This window comes from Xanthomonas cannabis pv. cannabis (genome assembly GCF_000802365.1).
Classification (GTDB): Bacteria; Pseudomonadota; Gammaproteobacteria; order Xanthomonadales; family Xanthomonadaceae; genus Xanthomonas; species Xanthomonas cannabis.
In genome coordinates this window covers 1-21788 of record NZ_JSZE01000087.1, presented here as the reverse complement: position 1 = coordinate 21788, position 21788 = coordinate 1, and the positions used below count along the sequence as shown (strand labels likewise).

The window sequence follows — 21788 nt, the reverse complement described above, 5'->3', positions numbered from 1 at the left end:
CAGGATCAGTTGCGACACCAGCGAAATCGTCCACACCAGCAGGCAGGTGGCGCCGACGATGTTGAGCAGCATCGGCAGCACCTTGTTCGGATACAGCATTTCCAGCGCGGCTGCGGCAAAGCCGAACAGCACACTGGCGATCACCGCCACCAGCGGCACCTGCTCGCCACTGGTCCTGGCGAGCAGGCGCGGCGCTTCGCCGCGCTGCGCCAGCGAGAAGATCATGCGCGAGGCGCCGTACAGGTTGGCATTGAGCGCCGACAGCAGCGCCACCACGGCCACCAGGGTGATGGCGGTGGCCGCACCGGGGATGCGCGCCACTTCCAGCACCGCCGCAAACGGCGAGCTCAGCGCCGTGCTGGTCCACGGCACCACCGCCACGATCACGCTGATCGAGCCGATGTAGAACACCAGGATGCGCCAGGCCACGGTGCGAATCGTGCGTGCCAGGCTGCGCCCCGGGTCGGCCGTCTCCGCTGCCGCCACGGCCACGATCTCGGTGCCGCCGAACGCGAACACCACCACCAGCAAGGCCGCGCCCACGCCCGCCAGGCCCTTGGGCGCAAATCCACCGTTCTGGGTGAAATTGGACAGCCCCGGCGAGGTCACACCGGGCAACCAGCCGGCCAGCAAGGCCACGCCGATCAGCAGGAATACCACGATCGCCACGACCTTGAGGATGGCGAACCAGAATTCGAACTCACCAAAATTGCGCACGCCCAACAGATTGATCGCGGTGAACGTGGCCATGAACAGCGAGGCCAGCAGTGGCACCGGCAGGGACGGCCATACCGTCGCCAGCAAGCCCGCTGCGCCAACCGCTTCTGCCGCGATCACCACCACGATCTGCAACCACCACAGCCAGCCCACCGTGGCGCCGGCGGTCGGGCCCATCGCATCGGCCGCATAGACCGAAAAAGCGCCGCTGGCCGGCTTGGCGGCCGCCATCTCGCCCAGCGCATTCATCACGATGATCACCAGCGCCCCGGCAATCAGGTAGGACACCAGCACCGCCGGCCCCGCCGCATGGATGCCGACCCCCGAACCCAGAAACAGCCCGGCGCCGATCGCGGTGCCCAGGCCCATCATCATCAATTGCCGGGGTTTGAGCGCATGGCGCAGGGCAGGCGCGGCGGTCGAAGCGTTCTGGGCAACAGGATCGTTCGGAAGCGACATGGACGGGATTTGAGAAGTGGCAGCGCGACACGATACCGCGTCGCGGCGCCCGCCGCGCCTCTTGACGGCATGCCAGCGACCGGGGTGCGGGGCGCTGCTGCACTGCACCTTGCATCGACGTCCCGACCGGATCCACGCGGGATCGGGAACCGGCACCTCGCCGGCATGCGCTACGCCCCCGATCTGCGCCCGGTCACGGCACGGCGGACGGCGGCGTTGCACAGACAAATCCCCGGGCAGGCCGGGGATCTGTCACTGCAGTACCGCGCGAACGTTACTCCGCCAGATTCTTGCCTGCGCCGGCGGTGGCAATCACCTTGGCCTTGACCTGTGCGGCCGGGGTGACGGTGTAGATGTAGCCCAGCGATTCCGGGAACACCTTGGAGCTGACCCAGTTGGTGGCATTGGCGTACGGCTTGCTGCCGTCCGGGGTGCCCCAGGTGATGCCGCTGCCGACGTAGTTGTTGATCAGGTCCCAGTAGCCGATCTCGCTGCTGTCGCGCGAGGTGACCGGGTTCTTGATGTTCTCGAAGTAGTTCGACTCGATCTTCGCTACGCCGCCCATGCGCACGTTGATGCCGGACGTGAACACATTGTTGAAGTAGTTGTTGTAGATGTGGCTCAGGCCGCGACGCTGCAACGGCACGCGCGACTCGACGTTTTCGAAGCGGTTGTGGTGGTAGGTGGTACGTGCGGCCGAGTTCTTGGTGTCGCTGTCGCTGTAGCCGTTGAGCGCGACCTTTTGATAGTTGTAGACGTAGTTGTAGGACACGGTGACGTGGTGCACGCCCTTCTTCATGTCGATGCCGCCATCGAAGGAGGCATCGCCGGCGCCGGAGCACTTGGTCAACGAGGCGAACACGGTGTTGTGGTCGACCCAGATCCTGGACGGCTCGCCGCTGGAGTTGCCTTCCAGCGAAATCGAATCGGCATCCTCGCCCCCTTGCAGCAGGCCGATGGTCATGTTCTGGATGATCACGTTGTGCGCGTTGCCCACCACGCGCAAGCCGAAGTTCGCTGCCGAGCCGTTCGCACCCTTGATGGTGACATCGCTCTTGTTCTTGATCTGCACGGTCTTGGCTGGCAGCTTCCACTGCGCACAGACGTCCTTGATGGTGCCGAAGTCGAACTTGCCGGTGTAGTTGAGCACCAGCCCGCCGCTACCGGAATAACTGTCGATGGCCGCCTGCATCGCCTCGAAGGTAGCGACATTGACCGGTGTCTTGTTGCCGCCGCCGGTGGTGGCGGCACCGTACCCGACCGGGCCGGCGATGGCGCCTGCTGCGCACGTGGACAGCGCAAGCGCGAGTGCGCCCTGGAGCATCTTGCTAATCATGCAGCCTCTCCCAAAGAAGTCGATAAGCGATGCGTGCCGTCTGCGCAGTGGCGACGACAACAACAAAGCGGGCGTGGGGGCCGCATTCTTCGCGCGATTTAAAACATAAAACAATTATCCATCTTTGAAAGTTTGACGCACCACGGTGTTCTCTTTGCAGGACATGCAAAAGAGACAGCAAGGGACAGGCAGGACAGGACACCGCTGCAGCAACGGCTGCTGTAACGCGAGCGATTGCCTGCAGCGCTTATCGGCAGTGCAGATGCGACTGCAGCATCCTCAACTGCTGAAGCTGGCACAGCTGGCAACACGGCCGGAGCACACCGCGTTGCTGCACTGCCGCGCAACCTTCACCAGCACGCACGTCGATGGCTGTGCCATGCAGCCGGCGTAGATGCGTTCGACATCACCAGATCCAATCGGTGACGATGCAGAAGGGCCGTTTTTTTGCGAAAGGCGCGCGGGACAGCGTAGATTCGGCACACCGCTGCGGAGCTGTCGGCGTGAGGCGCACCGGACGAGGGACGCGGACGGCCGGCGCTCGATCCGAATCGCCGTTCAATCATGCACACAGCCGCTGGGGCGCAGGCCACAGCACCAGGCAGCCGGGATACGGCCCGATCACCAGAGGCCGAGTGGTACCGGGACTGGAGTCTTGATCGGTGAACGTGCGCGCGTTGCAGGTGGCGTGATCACTGCAGCGTCAAACGCAGCGCAACCAGCGGACGCCCAAGGCCGCCGGTCCGCCGCTGACCGATGCACTTGTGCCAGGCGCACCACACGATTGACCCGAGATGCCAGCAACACATATGGATGCCGATGCCATGTTTGCGGCCGCGCACCGACGCCGACGGCGCTGTTTACCGTGCTGCCCACCAACAGGCGCGCCAACGGTTGGTGCAGCCACTCACACCGCGCGACTGACCAGTGCCGGCACATGGGCAAGTTCGCCACCCGGCCAGGGCGTATGGTCCTCCAGGAACTCGCCCACCAGGCGCATGCAGGCGATGCGTTCTTCCACATGCGGCATGTGGCTGGAGTTGGCGAATACATGCCAGCGCGCATCGGGAATCAGGCGCGCATACGGCTCGACGGTTTCCGGCGTGGCCTCGTCATACCTGCCCGACAGCACCAGCGTCGGCACCGTGATGCGATGCAGGCGCTCGATGATGCTCCAGTTGCGCAGGCTGCCCACCACGTGGAATTCGGTCGGGCCGTTCATGGCGTGGTACACCGTCGGGTCGGCATCGATGGCGGCAAAGGTGCGCGCCACCTCGTCGGGCCAGGGGACGATGCGGCACACATGCTGCGCGTAGAACACCTGGCTGGCCGCGCGGTAGGCCGGGTGATCCAGCGTGCCGGCCGCTTCATGTTCGTCCAGCGCGGCCTGGATCTGCTCCGGCAAGCCGGCGCGCAGGCGCAGGGCCGCCGCACGCCAAAGGCCCATCGATGCCGGCGAATTGGCGATCACCAATGCACGCAGCCCAACGGGACGACGCACCGCATGTTCGGCGGCCAGCATGCCGCCCCACGACTGGCCCAGCAAGGCGTATTGCGACAGCCCCAGGTGGTCGATCAGCGTCTGCAATTCATCCAGAAACAGCCCCACGCTCCAGAAGCCCGGGTCGGCATTGGGCAGGTGCGTGGAACGGCCGTTGCCGAGCTGGTCGTAATGAATCACCGCGCGGCCGCCGGCGGCCAGGTCCTTGAAGCTGTCGACATAGTCGTGCGTGCAGCCGGGCCCACCGTGCGCGATCACCAATGGACAGGCATCGCTGCGCAGGTCACCGGTGATGCGGTACCAGGTGCGATAGCCGCGAAATTCGACATAACCTTCGGTGGACTGCATGACCTGCGCCTGCTTACGGCAATGATGAGCGCCGAGCCTAACGAGCGGCACGGTCCGCGTTAACTGGCAAATCTCACAGGTTTGTGTGGTCGTGCCACCCTCGCAGTCAGGCGGGCACGCGCCCGGTGGGCAGGCTACAGAGACCGGAGCCGGGAGCAGCGATGCAGCCAGGCGATTGCGCGCGTCGATCGGCCTGCATGTGTTCTGCATAAACTAGCGATCGCCGCGTGGTGCTCCACTAGTGCGGATATGCGCCTCGCGCCAGCTGCCTGGGGGGCGCCGCTCGCCACACGGCAGCTGGGCTGGCGTTGCGCACGTAGGCCACCGCAGGCCAGCTGCGCTGCGCACGCCCGCGTGCATCAACCAGTGGACTTTGCGCTGCCGCGTTCAGCCGGGACGCCGTACGCATCCGTTCAACCGCTCAGGGCTCCAGCAACCGATAGTGCATGCCGCGTACCACCGCCTCGACGCGGTTGCGCGCGCCCAGCTTGCGCGCGGCCGAGTTCAGATGCAGGTTCACCGTCGCCGTGGAGCGATTGAGCGCGGCCGCGATGCTCTTGGCGGTCAGCCCCCTGGCCGAATACTGCAGGCACTCGCGCTCGCGCCGGGTCAGTTCAATGTGGTGGCAGCGGCGCTCCTGCGGGTCCAGCAACTCCTGCGCGCGCGCCTGGAAGGCATGGGCCAGCAACAGGAAGGGCGACAGCTGCGCCTCTGCCAGGCGTGGCGCTTCGGCGGCCACCGCATCCACCGCACCACTGAAGGTCGCAAATGCGCCGCCAGGCAGGTGCAGTGGCACGGTGACACCGGTTGCCATGCCGCTATCGCACAGGTAACGGGTGACCTGGCGGTGCTGCGCGCCAACGTATTCCACCCCGTCCCTGTCGCCATCGGTGCGATACGACCACACGAACGGCGTGGTCCGTCGCGTGGCACGCTGCTGGACCGGGTCATGCTGGTAGTAGCCGTGTTCGCACCACACGTGCTGCATGTCGCCCGGCGCATTGCGCTGCATGAACACCGTCGGGGTGATCAGCGCGCCTTCCATGCTGAGCGGCACTGGCGCGTAGTCGTACACCAGCGACTGGAATCCCAGCGCGCAGACGTCGCTGAACACCCGGTCCAGACAGGCGTTGAGCGTGTGCAGTGCCTGCAGGTCACGGCCCAGGCTGGCCAGAGTGTCGAACATGGGGGTCCTTCGAAGCGAGTGACGCCACTGGATGACATCCAGCACGGAAAACCTAGCACTTTTACCAATGGATGGGCTTGCCGGCCACATTATCGTCACAATGCCGGTCACACGGCTGCAGTGCCGCAGCAACATCGCCGTGCCCTCGCCTGCACCCAACGGCCCTCTCCTAGCGGACACCTGCATGACCGACTCACCCCGCCGCGACGATGCGGCCACGCTGGAACGCTTCGGCTACGCCCAGGAGCTCAAACGCCAGCTCACGCTGAAGGATCTGCTGATCTACGGCCTGGTGTTCATGGTGCCGACGGCGCCGTTCTCGATCTTCGGCGGGGTGTTCGACATCAGCGCGGGCATGGTGCCGCTGACGTACCTGGTCGGATTCGTGGCGATGCTGTTCACCGCGTTGAGTTATCAGCAGATGTCGCAGGCGTTTCCGGTGGCCGGCTCGGTGTACGCCTATGTCGGCGGAGGCTTGCACAGCGGCATGGGCTTTCTGGCCGGCTGGGCGATCCTGCTGGATTACCTGCTGGTGCCGACGCTGCTCTACGTGGTCGGTGCCAATGCGATGCACACTGTACTGCCGGCGGTGCCGCAGCCGGCCTGGATCGCGTTCTTCGTCGTGCTCAATACCGTGGTCAACCTGCGCGGCATCGAGACCACCGCGCGCGCCAACCGTTTTTTCCTGTTGGCGCAGCTGGTGGTGCTGGCGATTTTCGTGGTGCTGGCCACGCTGGCCATCCAGCGTGGTGTCAACGGCGCGCACTGGAATCTGCGCCCGTTCTACAACCCGCAGGCCTTTTCGCCGCAACTGATCTTCAGCGCGTTATCGGTGGCGGTGGTGTCGTTTCTCGGCTTCGATGCGATTTCCACCTTGTCGGAGGAGGCCCGCGGCGGCCATCGCGTGGTCGGCCGTGCCACGCTGCTGGCGCTGGTATTGGTCGCGGGCCTGTTCGTGCTGCAGACCTGGCTGGCCGCGCTGCTGCAGCCTCACCTGCAGCGCTATCCCAGCGCGCAGGCGTCCAACGATGCGTTCTTCGAGATCGGACGGCTGGTTGCAGGGCCATGGCTGCAGATCGTCATCGCGCTGACAGTGGCCATCAGTGCCGCGATCGCCAACTCACTGGTGGCGCAGGCGGCAACCTCGCGGCTGTTGTTTGCAATGGCGCGCGACCGCCAGTTGCCGGCGTTCCTGCGCTATATCCACCCACGCACCGGCGTGCCGCTGCGCGCCATCGTGTTGGTGGCGGCGCTGAGCATGGTCTTGGGCGAAGTGTTCGTCGGCCAGATCGCGTTGCTGTCGTCGTTGTGCAATGTCGGCGCATTGACCGCATTCGTGCTGCTGCATGTCGCGGTGCTCTGGCACTTTCGTCGGCAAGGCAGGCGTGTGCTGCACGGGGCGGTGCCGTTGATCGGCATCGTGATCCTGGCGTACGTACTGATCAACGCCGACCCTCACGCGCAACTTGGCGGCACCGCGTGGATGGTGGTGGGGCTGACGGTTCTGGCCTTTCTGAAAATCAGCGGTCGCTCGACCGAATTCCGCGCCAGCGACGCGCTGGAATAACGGCCGCTGCGCTGCGGCGCCGACGCACCGGCTCGCTGGCGTGGTGCGGTGCGCTGCGCGCGCCCGATGCGCAGGAGCGCCAACCAAACCATCGTGGCGTTGCCTGCGCTCGGCCCGCGTTTGCTGCGCTGCGCTGCGCGCGTGCTGCTGCTACGCGACACGACACGACACGACACGACACGACAAGTTTGCAAGTGCAGGCGCACTGCATCGCCTTGCAAGCATGATGATCCACCTCCCGCTGGAGCAGCCAAGCGCGAAGCCGACGCGCGTGCGTCCTACTCGTTTGAGTGTCACGCGCACAACGTGTGCGCTGCGCCCGATCGCTGCATGCAAAGGGATGCTAATTTTATTGACTGTCGATCTCCGAACGAGATTTTCAGCACATATTCAGCTTAAAACATTCGCTAGTCTCGTTTCGCGCCACCGATGGCGCCGCAGCTGCCGGCCCCCGCCGCCGCCTGCCGTTCCCTGACGAGAAGGACTACCCATGATTCGCAAGAATGCGTTGTATCTCGCGCTGCTCTCTGCCGTTTCCAGCGCCGCACTGGCCGCGCCGCCCACCGAGATGGATGCCGCACCGGTCAGCACTGCGCCGCAGGCCGCCAAGCTCGGCGCAGCCACGCTGCAGTCGGCAAGCCTGCGCGGCGCCATCCTGCCCACACAGGTGGCGCAGCTGGCCGCACCCAGCAGCAAGGAACTCGGCAGCGTGCGTGAACGACGCATCGCGCAGGTCAAGCACGGCCAGCCGCTGCAGATCGGCTTTTCGCGCGCGGTTGCACAGCCGCTGGTGCACCTGGCCAAGCTCGATTGGCAGATGGCCGGCGACGGCTCACGCGTGGCAACCCTGAAGCTCGGCTCTGCACAGGCCGCCTCGCTGCGCGCGGCACTGGTCTTGCGCGGTGCCGGTGCAACGCCGGGTGATCCGTCCCGGGTGACGCTGCGCTTTGCCGGCGACGATGGCCGCGTGTTCGAGCAATCCGGCGCCAGCTTCACCGGCACCGGCGATGCCATCGGCTGGTCGCCGACCGTGAGCGGCGAACACCTGCTGGTGGAGCTGTCATTGCCGGCCGGCCTGTATCCGGAAAACTTCAGCCTGAGCATTCCGCAGCTGTCGCATCTGGACATCAGCCCCACCGCCAGCCCGCGCGACATGATGACCATTGCCATTGGCGAGAGCGATTCCTGCCAGAACGACATCGTGTGCCGCGCCAACCCCACCACGGGCTTCACCAGCGCCGCCAAGGCGGTGGCGCGCATGGTGTTCACCACCAGCCAGGGTTCGTTCCTGTGCACCGGCACCCTGCTCAACAACACCAATACGCCCAAGCGCAACCTGTTCTGGACCGCCGCGCATTGCATCAGCACACAGACCGTGGCCAATACGCTGCAGACCTATTGGTTTTACGACGCGGCCAGCTGCAACGGCAACACTGCCAGTTCGCAGGCCATCACGCTGACCGGCGGCGCGTTCCTGCGCCATGCCAACACCACGCGCGATACCGCGCTGCTGGAGCTGAAGACCGCACCGCCCAGCGGTGCGTTCTACGCGGCCTGGAACAGCGCCGCCATCGGCTCGACCGGGACCTCGATCGTGGGCATCCACCACCCCTCCGGCGACGTCAAGAAGTATTCACTGGGCACAGTCACCGGGTTGAACACGTCCATCGACGGCCAGAGCCCGTTCTATCGCGTTGTCTGGAACGATGGTGTCACCGAAGGCGGCTCGTCCGGCTCGGGTCTGTTCACCATCGCCAGCGGCGGTGCGTACCAGCTGCGCGGCGGCCTGTATGGCGGCTATTCGTACTGCACCGCGCAGACCGATCCTGATTACTACTCGCGCTTCTCGGACGTGTACTCGTCGATCTCCACCTTCTTCGGGCAGTAAGCACGCGCGATGCGTGGCAGGCGCCCTGTCGCCTGCCACGTTGGTCCACATGCGCCCCTGGCTGGCGCATGTCAGCACGCGAGCACGATGTATCCTGCGGCCCAGTGCCATCAGAGCAGGCGAGCGAGGGCAGATCGCGACTCGCAGCGTCGTCACTGCGCGACGGTGATCTATCGCGCCTGCGGTGCGGCATCTCGAAAACGGCGCACTCTCCACAACGCATGCGGCCCTCTTCCCCGGCTGTTCGGTCACCGGGCACTGCGATCCAGCAGGAAAGCGCGCTCACCGGGATGGTGCACAGACCAGACCTACCCCCGACAACGCCGTCAGCATCGCGATCAATGGGCAGCACAGCAGCTGCGCTGCGGGTTGCCGAGCGCGCGGCTACACGTGCGTCACGGTGGCGCCGGCGGCATTGGTGGTGCTGCTCGATGCGCAACGCGGTCACTTGCGGCTCGCGGCCTCCGCGCGATGCACCGCTGCAACAGGCCATCAGGTTCGGGCAGACTTGGGGTTTGTTCGCGGAGAGATGCTCCATGCCGTTTCATCGTCATCGCCACGTGGTGTGGATCGCTGCACTGGCAACACTGACATTGGGCAACGCACTGGCCGCAGGCAAACCGGCCAACCCGGACGAGGTCAAGGCCTATGCGTTGCAGCGCTGCCTGGACAACAACTACGTGCGCAGCGGCAAGTATGCGCAGGACCAGTTGCGCGACCGCTCGTACCTGCTGACCACCTACGCAATGGACAATGCCAAGGCCGGGGCGACCGATCGCCTGCAACGATTCGTGGATGCCAGCACCGCAGAGTTCGATCGCAGCGAAGTGCCGATGAAGGACGAAGCACGCCGCGGCCCGTTCAACGCCATCTTTGCGCGTTGCATGGGCTTCTACCGCTCACCCGCACTGGCCGACTTCATCGCTCGCCAGCTGTGAGCGGGTCGCCGTGGTGCACCGCGCAGCGCAAGGTGCCGCTGGCCCGCGCTGCTGCAGCCAGACCGCCCGCCGGCCCGCATCACCCACGCCCGCCCGCTCGCGCCCGCGGCGTGTTGCATCTGCTGTATCGGCACCGGCCACGCTGCTGCCCAGGCGGGCGCACCGCGATGGCGGCGCGGCACCACTCCCGGCACACTCCCCCCTCCGGCGCCCAGGGAATTGTCATGTCCGAGCCTCTTCCGCATTGCTCCCGTCGCGCGGTGCTGCAGCTGACACTGTCCGCAGGACTGTTGACCGCCATCAGCCCGCTCGCGGCGGCGTCCACATCCGGCGCCAGCCACGCGCGTTCCAGCGGCAGTGCGGCAGCCCCCACGCCGTTTCCGGCCAAGGGCAGCGTGCTGGTGTTGCTGGGCACCAAGGGCGGGCCAACACCATCGCCACTGCGCGCAGCGGCGGCCAACGCGCTGGTGATCGACGGGCAGCCCTACCTCATCGACTGCGGCAATGGCGTGGCGCAGCAATTGGCCAAGGCCGGCATCCGGCTGCCGGCATTGCGCGATGTCTTTCTCACCCACCATCACTCCGATCACAACGCCGACCTGCTCAACGTGGTGTGGCTGGCCTGGGCCAGCGGCCTGCAGACACCGGTGCATCTCTACGGGCCGCCGGGAATCGCCAGGATGGTGGATGCGTTTGTCGAGATGAACGCCATCGACATCGACGCGCGCATCCGCGAGGAAGGCCGCCCACCGTTCAAGCAGCTCATCCAGGTGCACGAGTTCGATCAGCCCGGCACGGTATTGCAGAACGACCAGGTCACCGTGACCGCGACCGTGGTGGACCATTACACGCTCAAGCCGGCCTTTGCCTACCGCTTCGCCGCGCGCGACCGCACGGTGGTGTTTTCCGGCGACACGCGTTACCTGCCTGCGCTGGCGGCGTTTGCCGAGGACGCCGACATCCTGGTGCACGAGGTGATGTACCTGCCCGCACTGGAAAGGATGCTCAAGACCAACGACAACGCGCCCAGCTTGCTCGACCATCTGCTCAAGAGCCATTCCACCAGCGAAGAGGTCGGAAAGATCGCCGCGGCTGCCCGTGCACGGCAGCTGGTGCTCACGCACTTCGTGCCCGGCGGCGACCCGACCATCACCGATGCGATGTGGAGCGAGGGCGCGCGCAAGCACTACAGCGGGCCGATCGTGGTGGGCACCGACCTGATGCGGCTGTAGCGCAACGGTGGCCTGGCAATCGGCAAGCCACGCGCTGCACGACGCGGGCTAGGCGATGGCCGGCTTGCGCGCCCCCCAGACCTCCGGCCTGGCCTGGCAATAGCGTTCGATGAAGGCCTGCTGCGAAGGAAACTGATCCACCGCATGCCGGATCGGCTGCGCGATGTCGTTGAGCAGGCCTTGCAGATCCTGGTCGGAAAAGGCGCGCGTCAGCGGGTGGTGCTGTTCCGGCATCAGGCCCTGCCCCATGAGCACATGCGTCCAGGAATCGACGCGGAACAATTCATCTGCGGCCTGCCAGGCATGCGCCCGTTCGCGCCACGCGCGCAGGCGCAGTGCCAGCGACTCGGGCAGTTCCATCTCCCGGCATTGCTGCCATAGCGGCTCGGCGCGCCGGGTGGCGTGGTAGTGCAAGGTGACGAAGTCGCGCACGTGCTCCATCTCGGCGCGGCTGACGTCGTTGAACAACTGCACCTGCGATGGCGCGATGCCCTCTGCCGGAAACAGCGTCAGCAGCCGCACCACCGCAGAGATGGTGAGGTGGATGCTGGTCGACTCCAGCGGCTCGATGAAGCCGCTGGCCAGGCCCAGCGACACCACGTTCTTGTTCCATGCCTTGAGCCGGCGGCCGGTGCGGAACGGCACCATCCAGGGGTCTTTCACCGCCGGGGCGGCAACATCGCGCAGCAGCTTGGCGTGGGCCTCGTCGTCGGACAGGTGGCGGCTGGAGAACACCAGGCCGTTGCCGACCCGGTGCTGCAACGGGATATGCCAGCGCCAGCCGGCTTCGTGCGCAATGGCGCGGGTGTACGGCACCGGCGGGCCGAGCGCTTCGGTCTGCACCGCCACGGCGCGGTCGCACGGCAGCCAATGGCTCCAGTCTTCGTAGCCGGTATGCAGCGTCTGCTCGATCAACAGCCCCCGGAACCCGCTGCAGTCGATGAATAAATCGCCAGCAATGGCCTGGCCGTCTTCCAGCACCAGGCTGGCGACATCGCCACTGTCCGGATGTTGCGTCACCTGCTGGATCCTGCCTTCGATCCGCTGCACGCCGCAGGCCTCGCTGCGGGTGCGCAGGAAGCGCGCGTACAGCGCCGCATCCAGGTGATACGCGTAATTGACCGCCGGCTCGCGCGGCAACGCAAACCGGTCCTCGCGCGAGGCGACGGTCTCCAGGCAGTAGTCGCCAAAGCTGCTGCGCATGCCGCGGCGCTGGCTCTCCAGCCACAGATGATGGAACGCGCACACCAGGGTGCTTTGCCCGGTGATGCCGAACGGGTGGATGTACCGCTCGCCCTGGCGCAGCCAATGTTCGAAAGAGATCGACAACTTGAAGGTGCCGGCCACCTCGCGCAGAAATTCCTGTTCGTCGATCTGCAGGAAGCGATGGAAGGTCCGAATCGGCGGCACCGTCGATTCGCCCACGCCCACGGTGCCGATCTGCTCGGACTCGATCAGGGTGATGTCGAGCAGGTTGCGGAACTGATGCGACAGCGCACATGCAGCGATCCAGCCGGCGGTACCGCCGCCGGCGATGACGACCTTGCGAATTTGAGCCTGGGTCACTGCGAACTCCCGTGGATGGATAAGAGGTGGCTGAGGCGATGCAGGGCATCAAGGCGGCTGCAGCAGCCGGTGCGCAGGCCGCTGACGCCGGGTCCAGCACGCGCTTGCGATGCTGCCTGCTCTCCCGGCAGGACGACCGATTGCCTGACCGCCTGCTTGCAGGACAACACCGCCCGTCAGCGGTTGAGCCTGCCGATCAGCATGGCGCGCAATTGGCGCGCAAGGATCGGATCGATGGGCCCCAGCGCCTGCCGCGCCTGCTCGGGCAGATGCGCACCGGCACGTTCCGCAGGCCCGAACACGTAGTAATCGAACAGCGCGCGCCATGCGTCCTTTTCCGCGGCCGGGCGGTCGCGGATGGCCCACAGGGCGTGGTACAGCGCCGGCATCGCGGCGGGCAGCTGCGCGGGCGCGCTGCTCCACCAGTAATTGACCAGCACATTGAACGGCTGCAGCGATTGCACGTGATGCCACCACATGCCGGGAATGAACAGGGCATCGCCCGGTTCCAGCACCGTGGTGCGCGCATGCGCCAGCGCCTGCGCGAAGCGTGGGTAGCGCTGCAGATCCGGGTTGGCGACATCCACCATGCTCACCACCTGGCCGCCGGGCGTGGGCTCGAGCGGCCCCGGGTACAGGTTGGCGACCTGCTCGGGCGGAAACAGGGTGAAGCGGCGCTGCCCCACCGCGCAGCAGGCCAGGTTGTCGGGCGCGTCGTAATGGCAGGAGGCAATGACGCGATTGCCGATCCAGATGCTCGGCTGCACGGCGATGCCGCCGGCGGCAACCGCCAGGTCGTTGTGCGCGCGCAGTCCGGGCAGGTGAGCGTCGATGGGCAGCGAGGCCAGGTAGTACGTCGGCGGCTGCGGGTCATCGCGATGCGCGGCAATGGCATCCAGCAAGGCGCTGATGCTGCCGCGCCGTACCTCGAAGTTCAGTGCGCTGCAGTCGTCGGCGTAGAAAGGCCGGCCGGCAATCTCCGGTCCGCCGTAGGAGTACTGCAAGGTGCGTCCGTCATCGTGCGCGCGCAGCTGCGCCATGGCCTGCTCCGGGCTGCGCAGGCCGGCCTGCACCAGCGACCAGTCGCGTGCGAGGCCACGCAATACCACCGGCTCGGCTGCTGCGCAGAGCGCGGCCAGCGGCAAGGCGTCGGGCCGGCAGTCGTTGCGCTCGGCAATGCCGGCGATCGCTGCAGCGGGCGGATGCAAGACAGCGGCGGTCATGCGATCAGGCGTATGCAGCAGCAGGCGCGGCATGCGCCTGCTGCAGACGGCGCTGCTTCTCGGCCATCAGCCGACGCAGGTTGTACTGCGATGCCAGCATCAGGAACGCACCCTCCAGATAGCCGGCCTGGTGCAGCTGGTGCAGCGCCTGCGCATCGAGCGCGGCAAGCCGCTCGCGGTCGATAGCAAACAGGCCTTCCAGCTGCGCGGCGTGGGTCGCGTCCAGCGCCACGTCCAGGCGCACCGGCTGGATCAGGCCGAGCGCATCGAACGCGGCGGCCATGGCCTGCCCGGCGTCCACGCCCTCGCGGATGCCGCGCAGCACGCCGATGATGTGGTCCAGGTAGGGGCTATGGCCGCCCTGTGGCAGGAACACCGCCTCGCCTTCGCTGCGGCTGACGCGCGGATGTTCCAGGTCGATGTGGATCACCGGCTCCTGCACCAGCGCACCGTCGATGCGCTGCTCCTGGAAGCCGATCAGAAACGGGCCCTTGGCCACGATGCCGGGCAGATAGCTGGCGTTCCAGCGTCCTTCCTGCAGGAACAGGTTTTCGTCCTGGGTAAATCCCAGCAAGGCCACGGACTGGTAGCCGCTGCCGGCGGGGTCCCTGCGGAAAAACAGCGGGTACTCGCGCTGCAGGTCGGCGTATTCGGTCACGAACGCGGGCACCAGGCCAATGGCATCGCCGAACTCGGGGCCGAAGCGCAGGATGACGCGCAGGTCGTGATGCGTCACGTTGTTGAGTACGGCGTATCGCGTCATCTGGTACTCCGGCAGGCATCCATCGGCGCACTGCAGTGGGAAAGGGATCGATCGCACGCCCGGCCCGCCTGCGAACGCCGAGCATTGCCAAAAACCGGGAGGCCGGCAAGCCGCAGGGCAACATGCGCGCTGCGCGAGCCAATGCCCGCGCATCGCGTTGGCGCTGCTTGCATCCGCCGTGCAGCCACACGACTGCGGCTGCACGACGAACGCAGGCGGGCGAACCCCCGCCGCAGTCACCCGGTCGCGGCCGCCACCCGAACAGGACGGCCGCCCGGAGCTGCCGGTACGTGCCTGCGACGCGGCGTCAGAACGCGTAACGCACACCCAGGGTGTAGCGCGGCTGCTGATCGATCAGACGCACGATCTGCTTCTCCGACCGACCATGCCAACGCACGTCTTCGCCGGTGAGGTTGATCGCCTCAAAGCCCACCGACAGCTGCTTGTTGAGCGCATAGCTGACGCTCAGATCAAACTGCTGGTACGCCTCGACGTAGTACGGGTTGCGGTTGGAGGCATCCTGGTTGGCCGCGATCAGGTACTCGTCGCGCCAGTTCCAGGCCAGGCGTGCGCTCCAGCCGTACTTCTCGAACATCAGCATCACGTTGGCGGTATCGCTCAGGCCCAGCAACGCGAACTGGTCGCGGTCGATGACGTTGTTGTCGAATGCCACATCGCCTTCGACGATGGTGTAGTTGGCATAGATACCGAAGCCGGTGCTGCCGAAGAAGTACTGCCCGCCCAGTTCCCAGCCGTGGATGTTGGCCTTGTTCTGGTTGATCGGACGCGACACGTCGAACTGATACAGCGGGTCGGCCGCAGTGCCGACCAGGTCGTAGGCGTTTTCCAGCGCGAGGCTCTGCGCAGAGCTGCCGTTGTAGGCGCCCAGGCCACCGGTGGCCGCGGCGTTGCGCAGCAGAGCCGTGGCGGCGAACAGGGAGGTGTCGTTGGCCGAGCAGGCCGCCGCCACGTCGTTGCCGGCCGCGCCGACCTGCGCGGCGCAGGCACCGCTTTGCAGGAAGGCCAGTGCCGCCTGCGCATCCGGGCCCGAGGTGGGGTCGGTCAGCCCGTACAGGGTCTCGCGCGAGACGGTGGTGCCGATGAAGTTGCTGACGCGCTTGTTCCAGAAGGTCGCCGACACGTAACTGGCATCGGCGAAATACCATTCCAGCGCCAGGTCGAGGTTGTCCGATTCCAGCGGGTCCAGCGTCGGCGTCTGCGAATCGCCGCTGGCGCGGTTGGACGGGTTGATCAGGATCGAGCCGGCCGGCGTATTGGGCGTCGGCCCGGCGAGCAGGTTGTTGTACGGTGCGCGCGCAATGGTCTGGCCAAACGACGCACGGCCCTTCAGCTGGTCGGTGATGTCCAGGCTGAAATCCAGATTCGGCAGGATGTAGTTGTAGCTGGTCTTCTCGCTGAAGGGCTGCTGCTCCGTGGATCGCAGCAGCTGGAAGTCGTTGTTGGCCTGCCATTGCAGCGCCGTGGGCGTGGCAACCTGGGAGGTGGATTCCACATCGGTGCGCTCGTAACGCAGGCCCAGGCGGGTGTTGGCGGTCATGCCGGCGATATCGCCGGTCAACTCCAGTTGCACGTAGGCGGCACGGGTCTTTTCTTCGACCTGGTTGTTGGCGCTGTACAGCGGGTTGTAGCGCGTCTGCGCGCCGTACTGGCTGCCACCCCACAACGCCAGCTGGCTGGCGTCGCCGCGCCAGGCATTGCGCGCGGCGCCGTTGGCGTTGAAGTCGTCGAACATGCCCACGATGCTCACCGGCTGCAGCAACGCGACCATGCCCGGCTCGTTGCCGGCATTGGCCACGCCCCAGTCGCCCAGCGTGGAGTAGTTGTCGCTGGTCAGGCGGTGCATGGTGGTGTTGGACGAGCTCACACCGAACTGGAAGCGCCCGTCATCGAAATCGAACTTGCCGTCCAGGCGGCCTTCCTTGGTTTCGGTGACCTGCTTTTGATAGTAGATGCGTTGCACCTGCGAGCCGAGATTGTTGGGCGTGAAATCCGGATTGACCACGCCATTGGTGCCGGCCAGCGAATCGGCGACGGTGGGGTACCACGTGCGCGCGCCGATCGGCAGGGAATTGTTGAACCACAGCTCCTGCCCCCACTGGCCGCCGCACGAAGGACCGTTGACGCAGTTGTTGGTGCCGGCAAAGCTGAAATAGGTCGCGCTGCCTCCGGTGACCGGATCGTTGGGCAGGCTCTGGGTCTTGGAGTTGTGCGCATCGAAGGTCAGCTGGAAGCGGTCGCTCACCTGCCAGTCCGCATTGAAGCCGAGCGAGCCGAGCGTGTACTTCTGCTCGTTGCGCTGCTGCTCCATGCCGAAGTCCTTGGCACCGTTGGGCACATCGCGCAGGTACACCGGCGTGGCCACGGTCTGGCCGGTATCGAAGGTGAGGTTGGTGAAGCTGTTGGCACGTTGCAGCCAGATGCCCTGCTCGCCGCGTTCTTCGCGGATTTCGTTGGCCGAATAGGTGTAGTCCAGGGTCAGCGTCAGGCTGTCGGTCGGTGCGAACTGCATCACCGCCTGGCCATTCATGCGCTCGCGCTGGAAATCGGCAAACGCGTAGCGGATGTCGTTGGGCATGCCGTAGAGCTGGCCGATCGCCGGCGCGTTGGTCACCACGGTGTCCGGACGCAAGGCCGGGTCGGTACCGGTCCAGCGCTGGATGTTCCAGCGGTTTTCGGTTGCCTGCACCGAACCGCCGTGACGCTTCTGGTAGCTGGCGCTCAAGCCAATCCCGAAGGTCTTGTCCGGGTTGGTGTAGCTGAAGATGCCCGACACTTCCGGGGTGAGCGAGTCGCCGAACGGCTGCGAGCGGTCGGACACCATCTTGGCGCCCGCATTGGCCACCACGCCCTCGTGATTGAACGGCTTGTCGGTCTGGATGTTGATCGTCGCACCGATACCGCCGCTGGGCGCGGTGGCGCGGCTGGTCTTGAACACCTCGATGCCGGTGATGGCTTCGGAGGCGAGCTGGGCGAAGTTGAACGCGCGCGTGCCCACGTCCACGCCGCCGATCGGGGTCTGCCCGGGCGCGCCGAATGCGTCGGCGCCGGGGATCAGGCGGCCGTTGAGGGTGACGGTATTGAACTGCGGCCCAAAGCCGCGCGCGGTGACCTGCGCGCCTTCGCCATCGCGGCGCTCGATCGAGATACCGGTGATGCGTTGCAAGGACTCGGCCAGGTTGGTGTCCGGAAACTTGCCGATGTCTTCGGCGCTGATCGCATCCACCACACCGGCGGCATCGCGCTTGATGCCCATCGACTGATCCAGGCTGCTGCGGATGCCGGTGACGTTGACGGTGTCGAGCGTGGTGGCGGCATCGCTGCTGGACTGCGGCGCGGGCGTCGGCGGAGCGACATCCTGCGCAAACGCGGGATTGATGACCAACAGGCCACCAACGAAGGTGAACATGGCCTTCGACTTGAAGCTGTTCAACGTACGACGCATCGATGTGTCCTCGGGAGTGGAGTCCAACCGCCTACGGCCGATGTCGCGGCATGCGACACGGCAGTGTCATGACCACTGCCCGACGGGGCAGTGGCGAACAGTACTGCTTTGAATAAGGTCCCCTGACGCGCATGCCGGCGATCGCCCCTTCGATCGTCGCCCTGCGTTGTGCGGTGCATGCTGCGGGCGTCACCCACCCCATGGTGTCGGCGGCGCATCCGCGATGCATGCCCTGCACTGCATGTCAGCCAGTGATAGCGCTAACACGCCGCGCAGCCTAGTCAGCCGATGAAGGCCTTGTCACCGTGCGTTGCAGCATAGTGATTGGCCTGCACGGTTACAGCCGATACGGCAGCCGCTTGAGCCCGCAAGCCGCTTTCAATGGCGGCGCGGCTGTAAGCGTTATCAACGGATTGCGCAAAAACCGGCGACAGACACGGCGAACTTTGCACAATGCAACGGCCTTGGCGCAGCGCGACGCGGCGACTGCGCAAATGTCGAAAAGGCCTGCAGCAGCGACGCGCGCGTTCCGCATGGCAGCGGTGGCGCACGCGATGGCGCGATGCCATCGCCATCGCCATCGATAGGCGCAGGCGTGCAACGGCGCAGCGTCGTCCATCGTGTTGGTAAGAACGGCAGCCACGTCGCAATCGATTGCGGGCCACGGGGTGCGTGCAGCGCCTGGTGGCAACATGCGTTGCCGACGGAGATCGGCAACGCCTCTCCCTGCCGGCAACGCATGCTGGCGACGATCAGCCGATCACATCCAGGCGATCGTCGCTGCGATCGGCATCGGGCACTGCGTGATCCGGATCCAGGGTGACGTGCAGGACTTTCTGGGTGGTGGGCAGCGTCAGCGTCGGCGTGGTGGTCTGCAGCCAGCTCTCCACCGGCACGCGGCGGTCCAGATGGCTGCCATCGGCCAGATCCACGCGCACGGTGACCGGCATCACCAGTGGCTGCCGGCTGCGCAGGGTGAGTTGCAATCCCTTGGCCGGGTCGTGATCGATGTACTGTGCCCTGGCGATGCCCATGTCCAGCTGCCAGTTGTTGAAATACCAGCCGCGCCACCACCAGCTCAGGTCTTCGCCGCTTTCGCTTTCCATCAGCCGGAAGAAGTCCGACGGGGTCGGATGCTTGTAGGCCCAGGTGGCGACGTATTTGCGAAACGCCGGGTCGAACCGTTCCGGGCCCAGGATCTGCTCGCGCAACAACACCAGGCCCAGCGCGCCCTTGAAGTAGGTCAGCGGGTGGCGGTAGGTTTCGCTGGTGGCATCGGCGATATCCATCAAGGTCGGTGCCTTGCGATCGGCCAGCAACGGCAGGATCTCCTCCACCGGGTTACCGCCCTTGGGTGCATATTCCGAATCGCGTTTGGGCGCGTACTCGCCCTTGTTGAAGGCGTCCGATGCATAGACATCGATGAAGGTGTTGAAGCCTTCGTCCATGAACGCGTGCCGGCGTTCGTTGGAGCCCACGATCATCGGAAACCAGGTGTGGCCGATCTCGTGCGCGGTAATCCAGAACAGGTCCTTGCCGCCATCTTCGAAGCCATCGAAGACGATGCCCGGATATTCCATGCCCGCACCGTAACCGCCCAGGTTGATCGCCGCCGGCCACGGATAGGGATACCACTGCGAGAAGTGTTCGATCGCGCCTTTGACGTACTCGGTGGAGCGGTTCCACTTGTCCGCGCCCACGCCTTCCACCGGATACACCGACATCGCCAGCGATTGCTTGCCGCCCGGCAGGTTGATGCGCGCCGCATCCCAGACGAACGCCGGCGATGCGGCAAACGCCACGTCGCGGGTGTGCTCCATATGGAAGCGCCAGGTGCGCGTGCCCTTGCCCGCCGGTAAAGCGGCCTGCGCGGCCACCTCCGATGGCGTGCGGATCAGCACCGTGCGGTCGCTATTGCGGGCCTGCTGCAGCCGCTGTTGCTGGGCGCGGCTGAGTACCTGTTCCGGATTGGTCAACGCACCGGAGCCGGCCACCACAAACCCGTCCGGCACGGTCACCGCATAATCGAAGTTGCCGTATTCCAGATAGAACTCCGAGCCCAGGTACGGTTGCGTATCCCAACCGCGCAGGTCGTCGTAGACCGCCATGCGCGGGTACCACTGCGCCATCTCGTAGATCTCGCCGTGCTTGCTGGCACTGTAGGCAGTGCGCCCGCCCCAGGTGCCGGGAATGCGGTAGCGGTAGCGGATGTGCAGGGTCAGTGCCTTGCCCTGCCCGGCCAGCGGCTGCGGCAGATCCACCCGCATGCGGGTGTCGTCGACGATGAAGTGCGCGGCCGTGCGACGCCCGCCGGTGTCGATCTCCACACCGGCGATCTGCATGCCATCGCTGAACTCGGTGCGCCGCGAAGGACGGCTGGCGGCCGCGCGCGCGTCGGCGCGATACATGTTCTGGTCCAGCTGCAGCCACAGCACGTCCAGTGCGTCCGGGCTGTGGTTGGTGTAGTGGATGGCGGCCTCGCCAGTGAGCGTGTGGCTGGCCGGGTCGATGGTGGCCTCCAGCTGGTAATCGGCGCGGTTCTGCCAGAACAGCGGCCCCGGCACGCCACTGCCGCTACGGTAGGCGGTGGGCGCATCCGGCAATTGCAGCGGTGCGAACAACGCCAGCGGGTCGAACGTGCCCGACGCCGCGGCGGCATCTGGCGCGGCAACCGCAAGCGGGGGTGCACTGGCACACGCCAGCGCTACGGCAACGGTGAGCAAACGGCGCATGGTGGGGAACATGCTCGGGTCCTGCGGCGGGGGGACACCCATCCTACGGCGCCCCTCGCCGGGCACGGCACTGCCATTGGTCCCGGTTGGCGGCATGCGAGGTGGCGGGCCGGCCATGACGCGGGGAACCCGCGCGCGATGGGGCGCCGAGGCGCGTTGATGACGGCGCCAGCGCCCTTCAAACGCGTGGTGCAGGCGGCCATCGCCTGGCATCGCTGCGATCGACGGCGGTGGTCGACACGCGACCGCCCGATCATCGGTTCATCACCACACCGATGCGGACGAGGTACGGGCGGTGCTGAGGTCGACGGAAGACATGCGCAGCGCGGGCAGACACAGAAGGCAGGCGTGCCGATTGCGCCCATCGCGCCCTGCCGCACGGCAGCCCCGCGCTGCCGCGCGCCCGGCTAGCCCGGCGTCAGGCTGCCCAGTCGCAACGCGCCATCGCCATCGTCGCCCAGTGCATCGTCGGGATTGCTCAAGCGACAGCGGCGCAGCGACAGGCAGCCACAGCCGATGCAATCGGTGAGCTGGTCGCGCAAGGCCTGCAGCTCGCTGATGCGCGCATCCAGCTGGCCGCGCCAGCGCGCGGACATGCGCGCCCATTCCGCCCGCGTGGGCGTGCGCTGATCGGGCAGCACCGAAAACGCGTCCAGCACCTGCTGCAGCGGCACGCCCAGCCGTTGCGCGACACGGATCACCGCAATCCGCCGCAGCACATCGCGCGCATAACGGCGCTGATTGCCCGCGGTCCGCAGGCTGCGGATCAGCCCCTTGCGCTCATAGAAATGCAGCGCCGACACCGCCACACCGCTGCGCCTGGCCACTTCGCCCACGGACAACTCACGCTGCATTGCCTTGACCTCAAC

At 66.2% G+C, this 21788-nt stretch carries 14 protein-coding genes; 4 read left to right on the top strand and 10 right to left on the bottom strand.

The window, feature by feature from the left end; genetic code table 11:
• From OZ10_RS14630 to OZ10_RS14615, 4 genes are all read right to left on the bottom strand, one after another.
• Positions 1-1176 (bottom strand): amino acid permease (locus tag OZ10_RS14630; RefSeq protein ID WP_039565628.1); only part of this gene is annotated, 1176 nt, incomplete at its 3' end.
• Positions 1177-1450: 274 nt separating this feature from the next.
• Positions 1451-2512 (bottom strand): pectate lyase family protein, encoded by a 1062-nt coding sequence (locus OZ10_RS14625; protein ID WP_039409313.1) that lies wholly within the window; start codon positions 2510-2512, stop codon positions 1451-1453.
• A 907-nt stretch (positions 2513-3419) separates the two neighbouring features.
• The gene (locus OZ10_RS14620) at positions 3420-4361 is read right to left on the bottom strand and encodes a proline iminopeptidase-family hydrolase (protein WP_039409316.1); all 942 of its coding nucleotides are present in this window, start codon (positions 4359-4361) and stop codon (positions 3420-3422) included.
• 421 nt (positions 4362-4782) lie between these two features.
• Positions 4783-5547, bottom strand: a complete 765-nt coding sequence (locus OZ10_RS14615) for a LuxR family transcriptional regulator (protein WP_039409319.1) — start codon at positions 5545-5547, stop codon at positions 4783-4785.
• 184 nt (positions 5548-5731) lie between these two features.
• On the opposite strand from OZ10_RS14615, the gene OZ10_RS14610 reads away from it, so the two are divergent.
• The 4 genes from OZ10_RS14610 (at position 5732) to OZ10_RS14595 (ending at position 11172) form a co-directional block, all read left to right on the top strand.
• A complete protein-coding gene (locus tag OZ10_RS14610; protein ID WP_039565625.1) occupies positions 5732-7114 on the top strand; it encodes an APC family permease in 1383 nt (460 codons plus the stop codon).
• Between the two features lie 490 nt (positions 7115-7604).
• Positions 7605-9002, top strand: a complete 1398-nt coding sequence (locus OZ10_RS14605) for a trypsin-like serine peptidase (protein ID WP_039409324.1) — start codon at positions 7605-7607, stop codon at positions 9000-9002.
• Between the two features lie 536 nt (positions 9003-9538).
• Positions 9539-9940 (top strand): hypothetical protein, encoded by a 402-nt coding sequence (locus OZ10_RS14600; RefSeq protein WP_039409344.1) that lies wholly within the window; start codon positions 9539-9541, stop codon positions 9938-9940.
• Positions 9941-10164: 224 nt separating this feature from the next.
• Positions 10165-11172, top strand: coding sequence for an MBL fold metallo-hydrolase (locus tag OZ10_RS14595; RefSeq protein WP_039565623.1), 1008 nt, complete (start codon positions 10165-10167; stop codon positions 11170-11172).
• A 48-nt stretch (positions 11173-11220) separates the two neighbouring features.
• On the opposite strand, the gene OZ10_RS14590 is transcribed toward OZ10_RS14595, so the two are convergent.
• The 6 genes from OZ10_RS14590 to soxR form a co-directional block, all read right to left on the bottom strand.
• On the bottom strand, positions 11221-12738 hold the full coding sequence (locus OZ10_RS14590) for a tryptophan halogenase family protein (RefSeq protein ID WP_039409328.1): 1518 nt from the start codon (positions 12736-12738) through the stop codon (positions 11221-11223).
• Between the two features lie 176 nt (positions 12739-12914).
• Positions 12915-13961: a cupin-like domain-containing protein gene (locus tag OZ10_RS14585; protein WP_039565627.1), complete on the bottom strand. Its 1047-nt coding sequence runs from the start codon at positions 13959-13961 to the stop codon at positions 12915-12917.
• Positions 13962-13965: 4 nt separating this feature from the next.
• Entirely contained in the window at positions 13966-14724 is a 759-nt protein-coding gene (locus OZ10_RS14580; protein ID WP_039565621.1) for a SapC family protein, read from the bottom strand.
• Between the two features lie 307 nt (positions 14725-15031).
• On the bottom strand, positions 15032-18187 hold the full coding sequence (locus OZ10_RS14575; RefSeq protein WP_039409335.1) for a TonB-dependent receptor: 3156 nt from the start codon (positions 18185-18187) through the stop codon (positions 15032-15034).
• 752 nt (positions 18188-18939) lie between these two features.
• Positions 18940-20931, bottom strand: a complete 1992-nt coding sequence (locus tag OZ10_RS14570) for a M1 family metallopeptidase (RefSeq protein ID WP_039409338.1) — start codon at positions 20929-20931, stop codon at positions 18940-18942.
• A 395-nt stretch (positions 20932-21326) separates the two neighbouring features.
• On the bottom strand, positions 21327-21773 hold the full coding sequence (gene soxR, locus OZ10_RS14565; RefSeq protein WP_039409341.1) for a redox-sensitive transcriptional activator SoxR: 447 nt from the start codon (positions 21771-21773) through the stop codon (positions 21327-21329).
• Positions 21774-21788 lie beyond the last annotated feature (15 nt).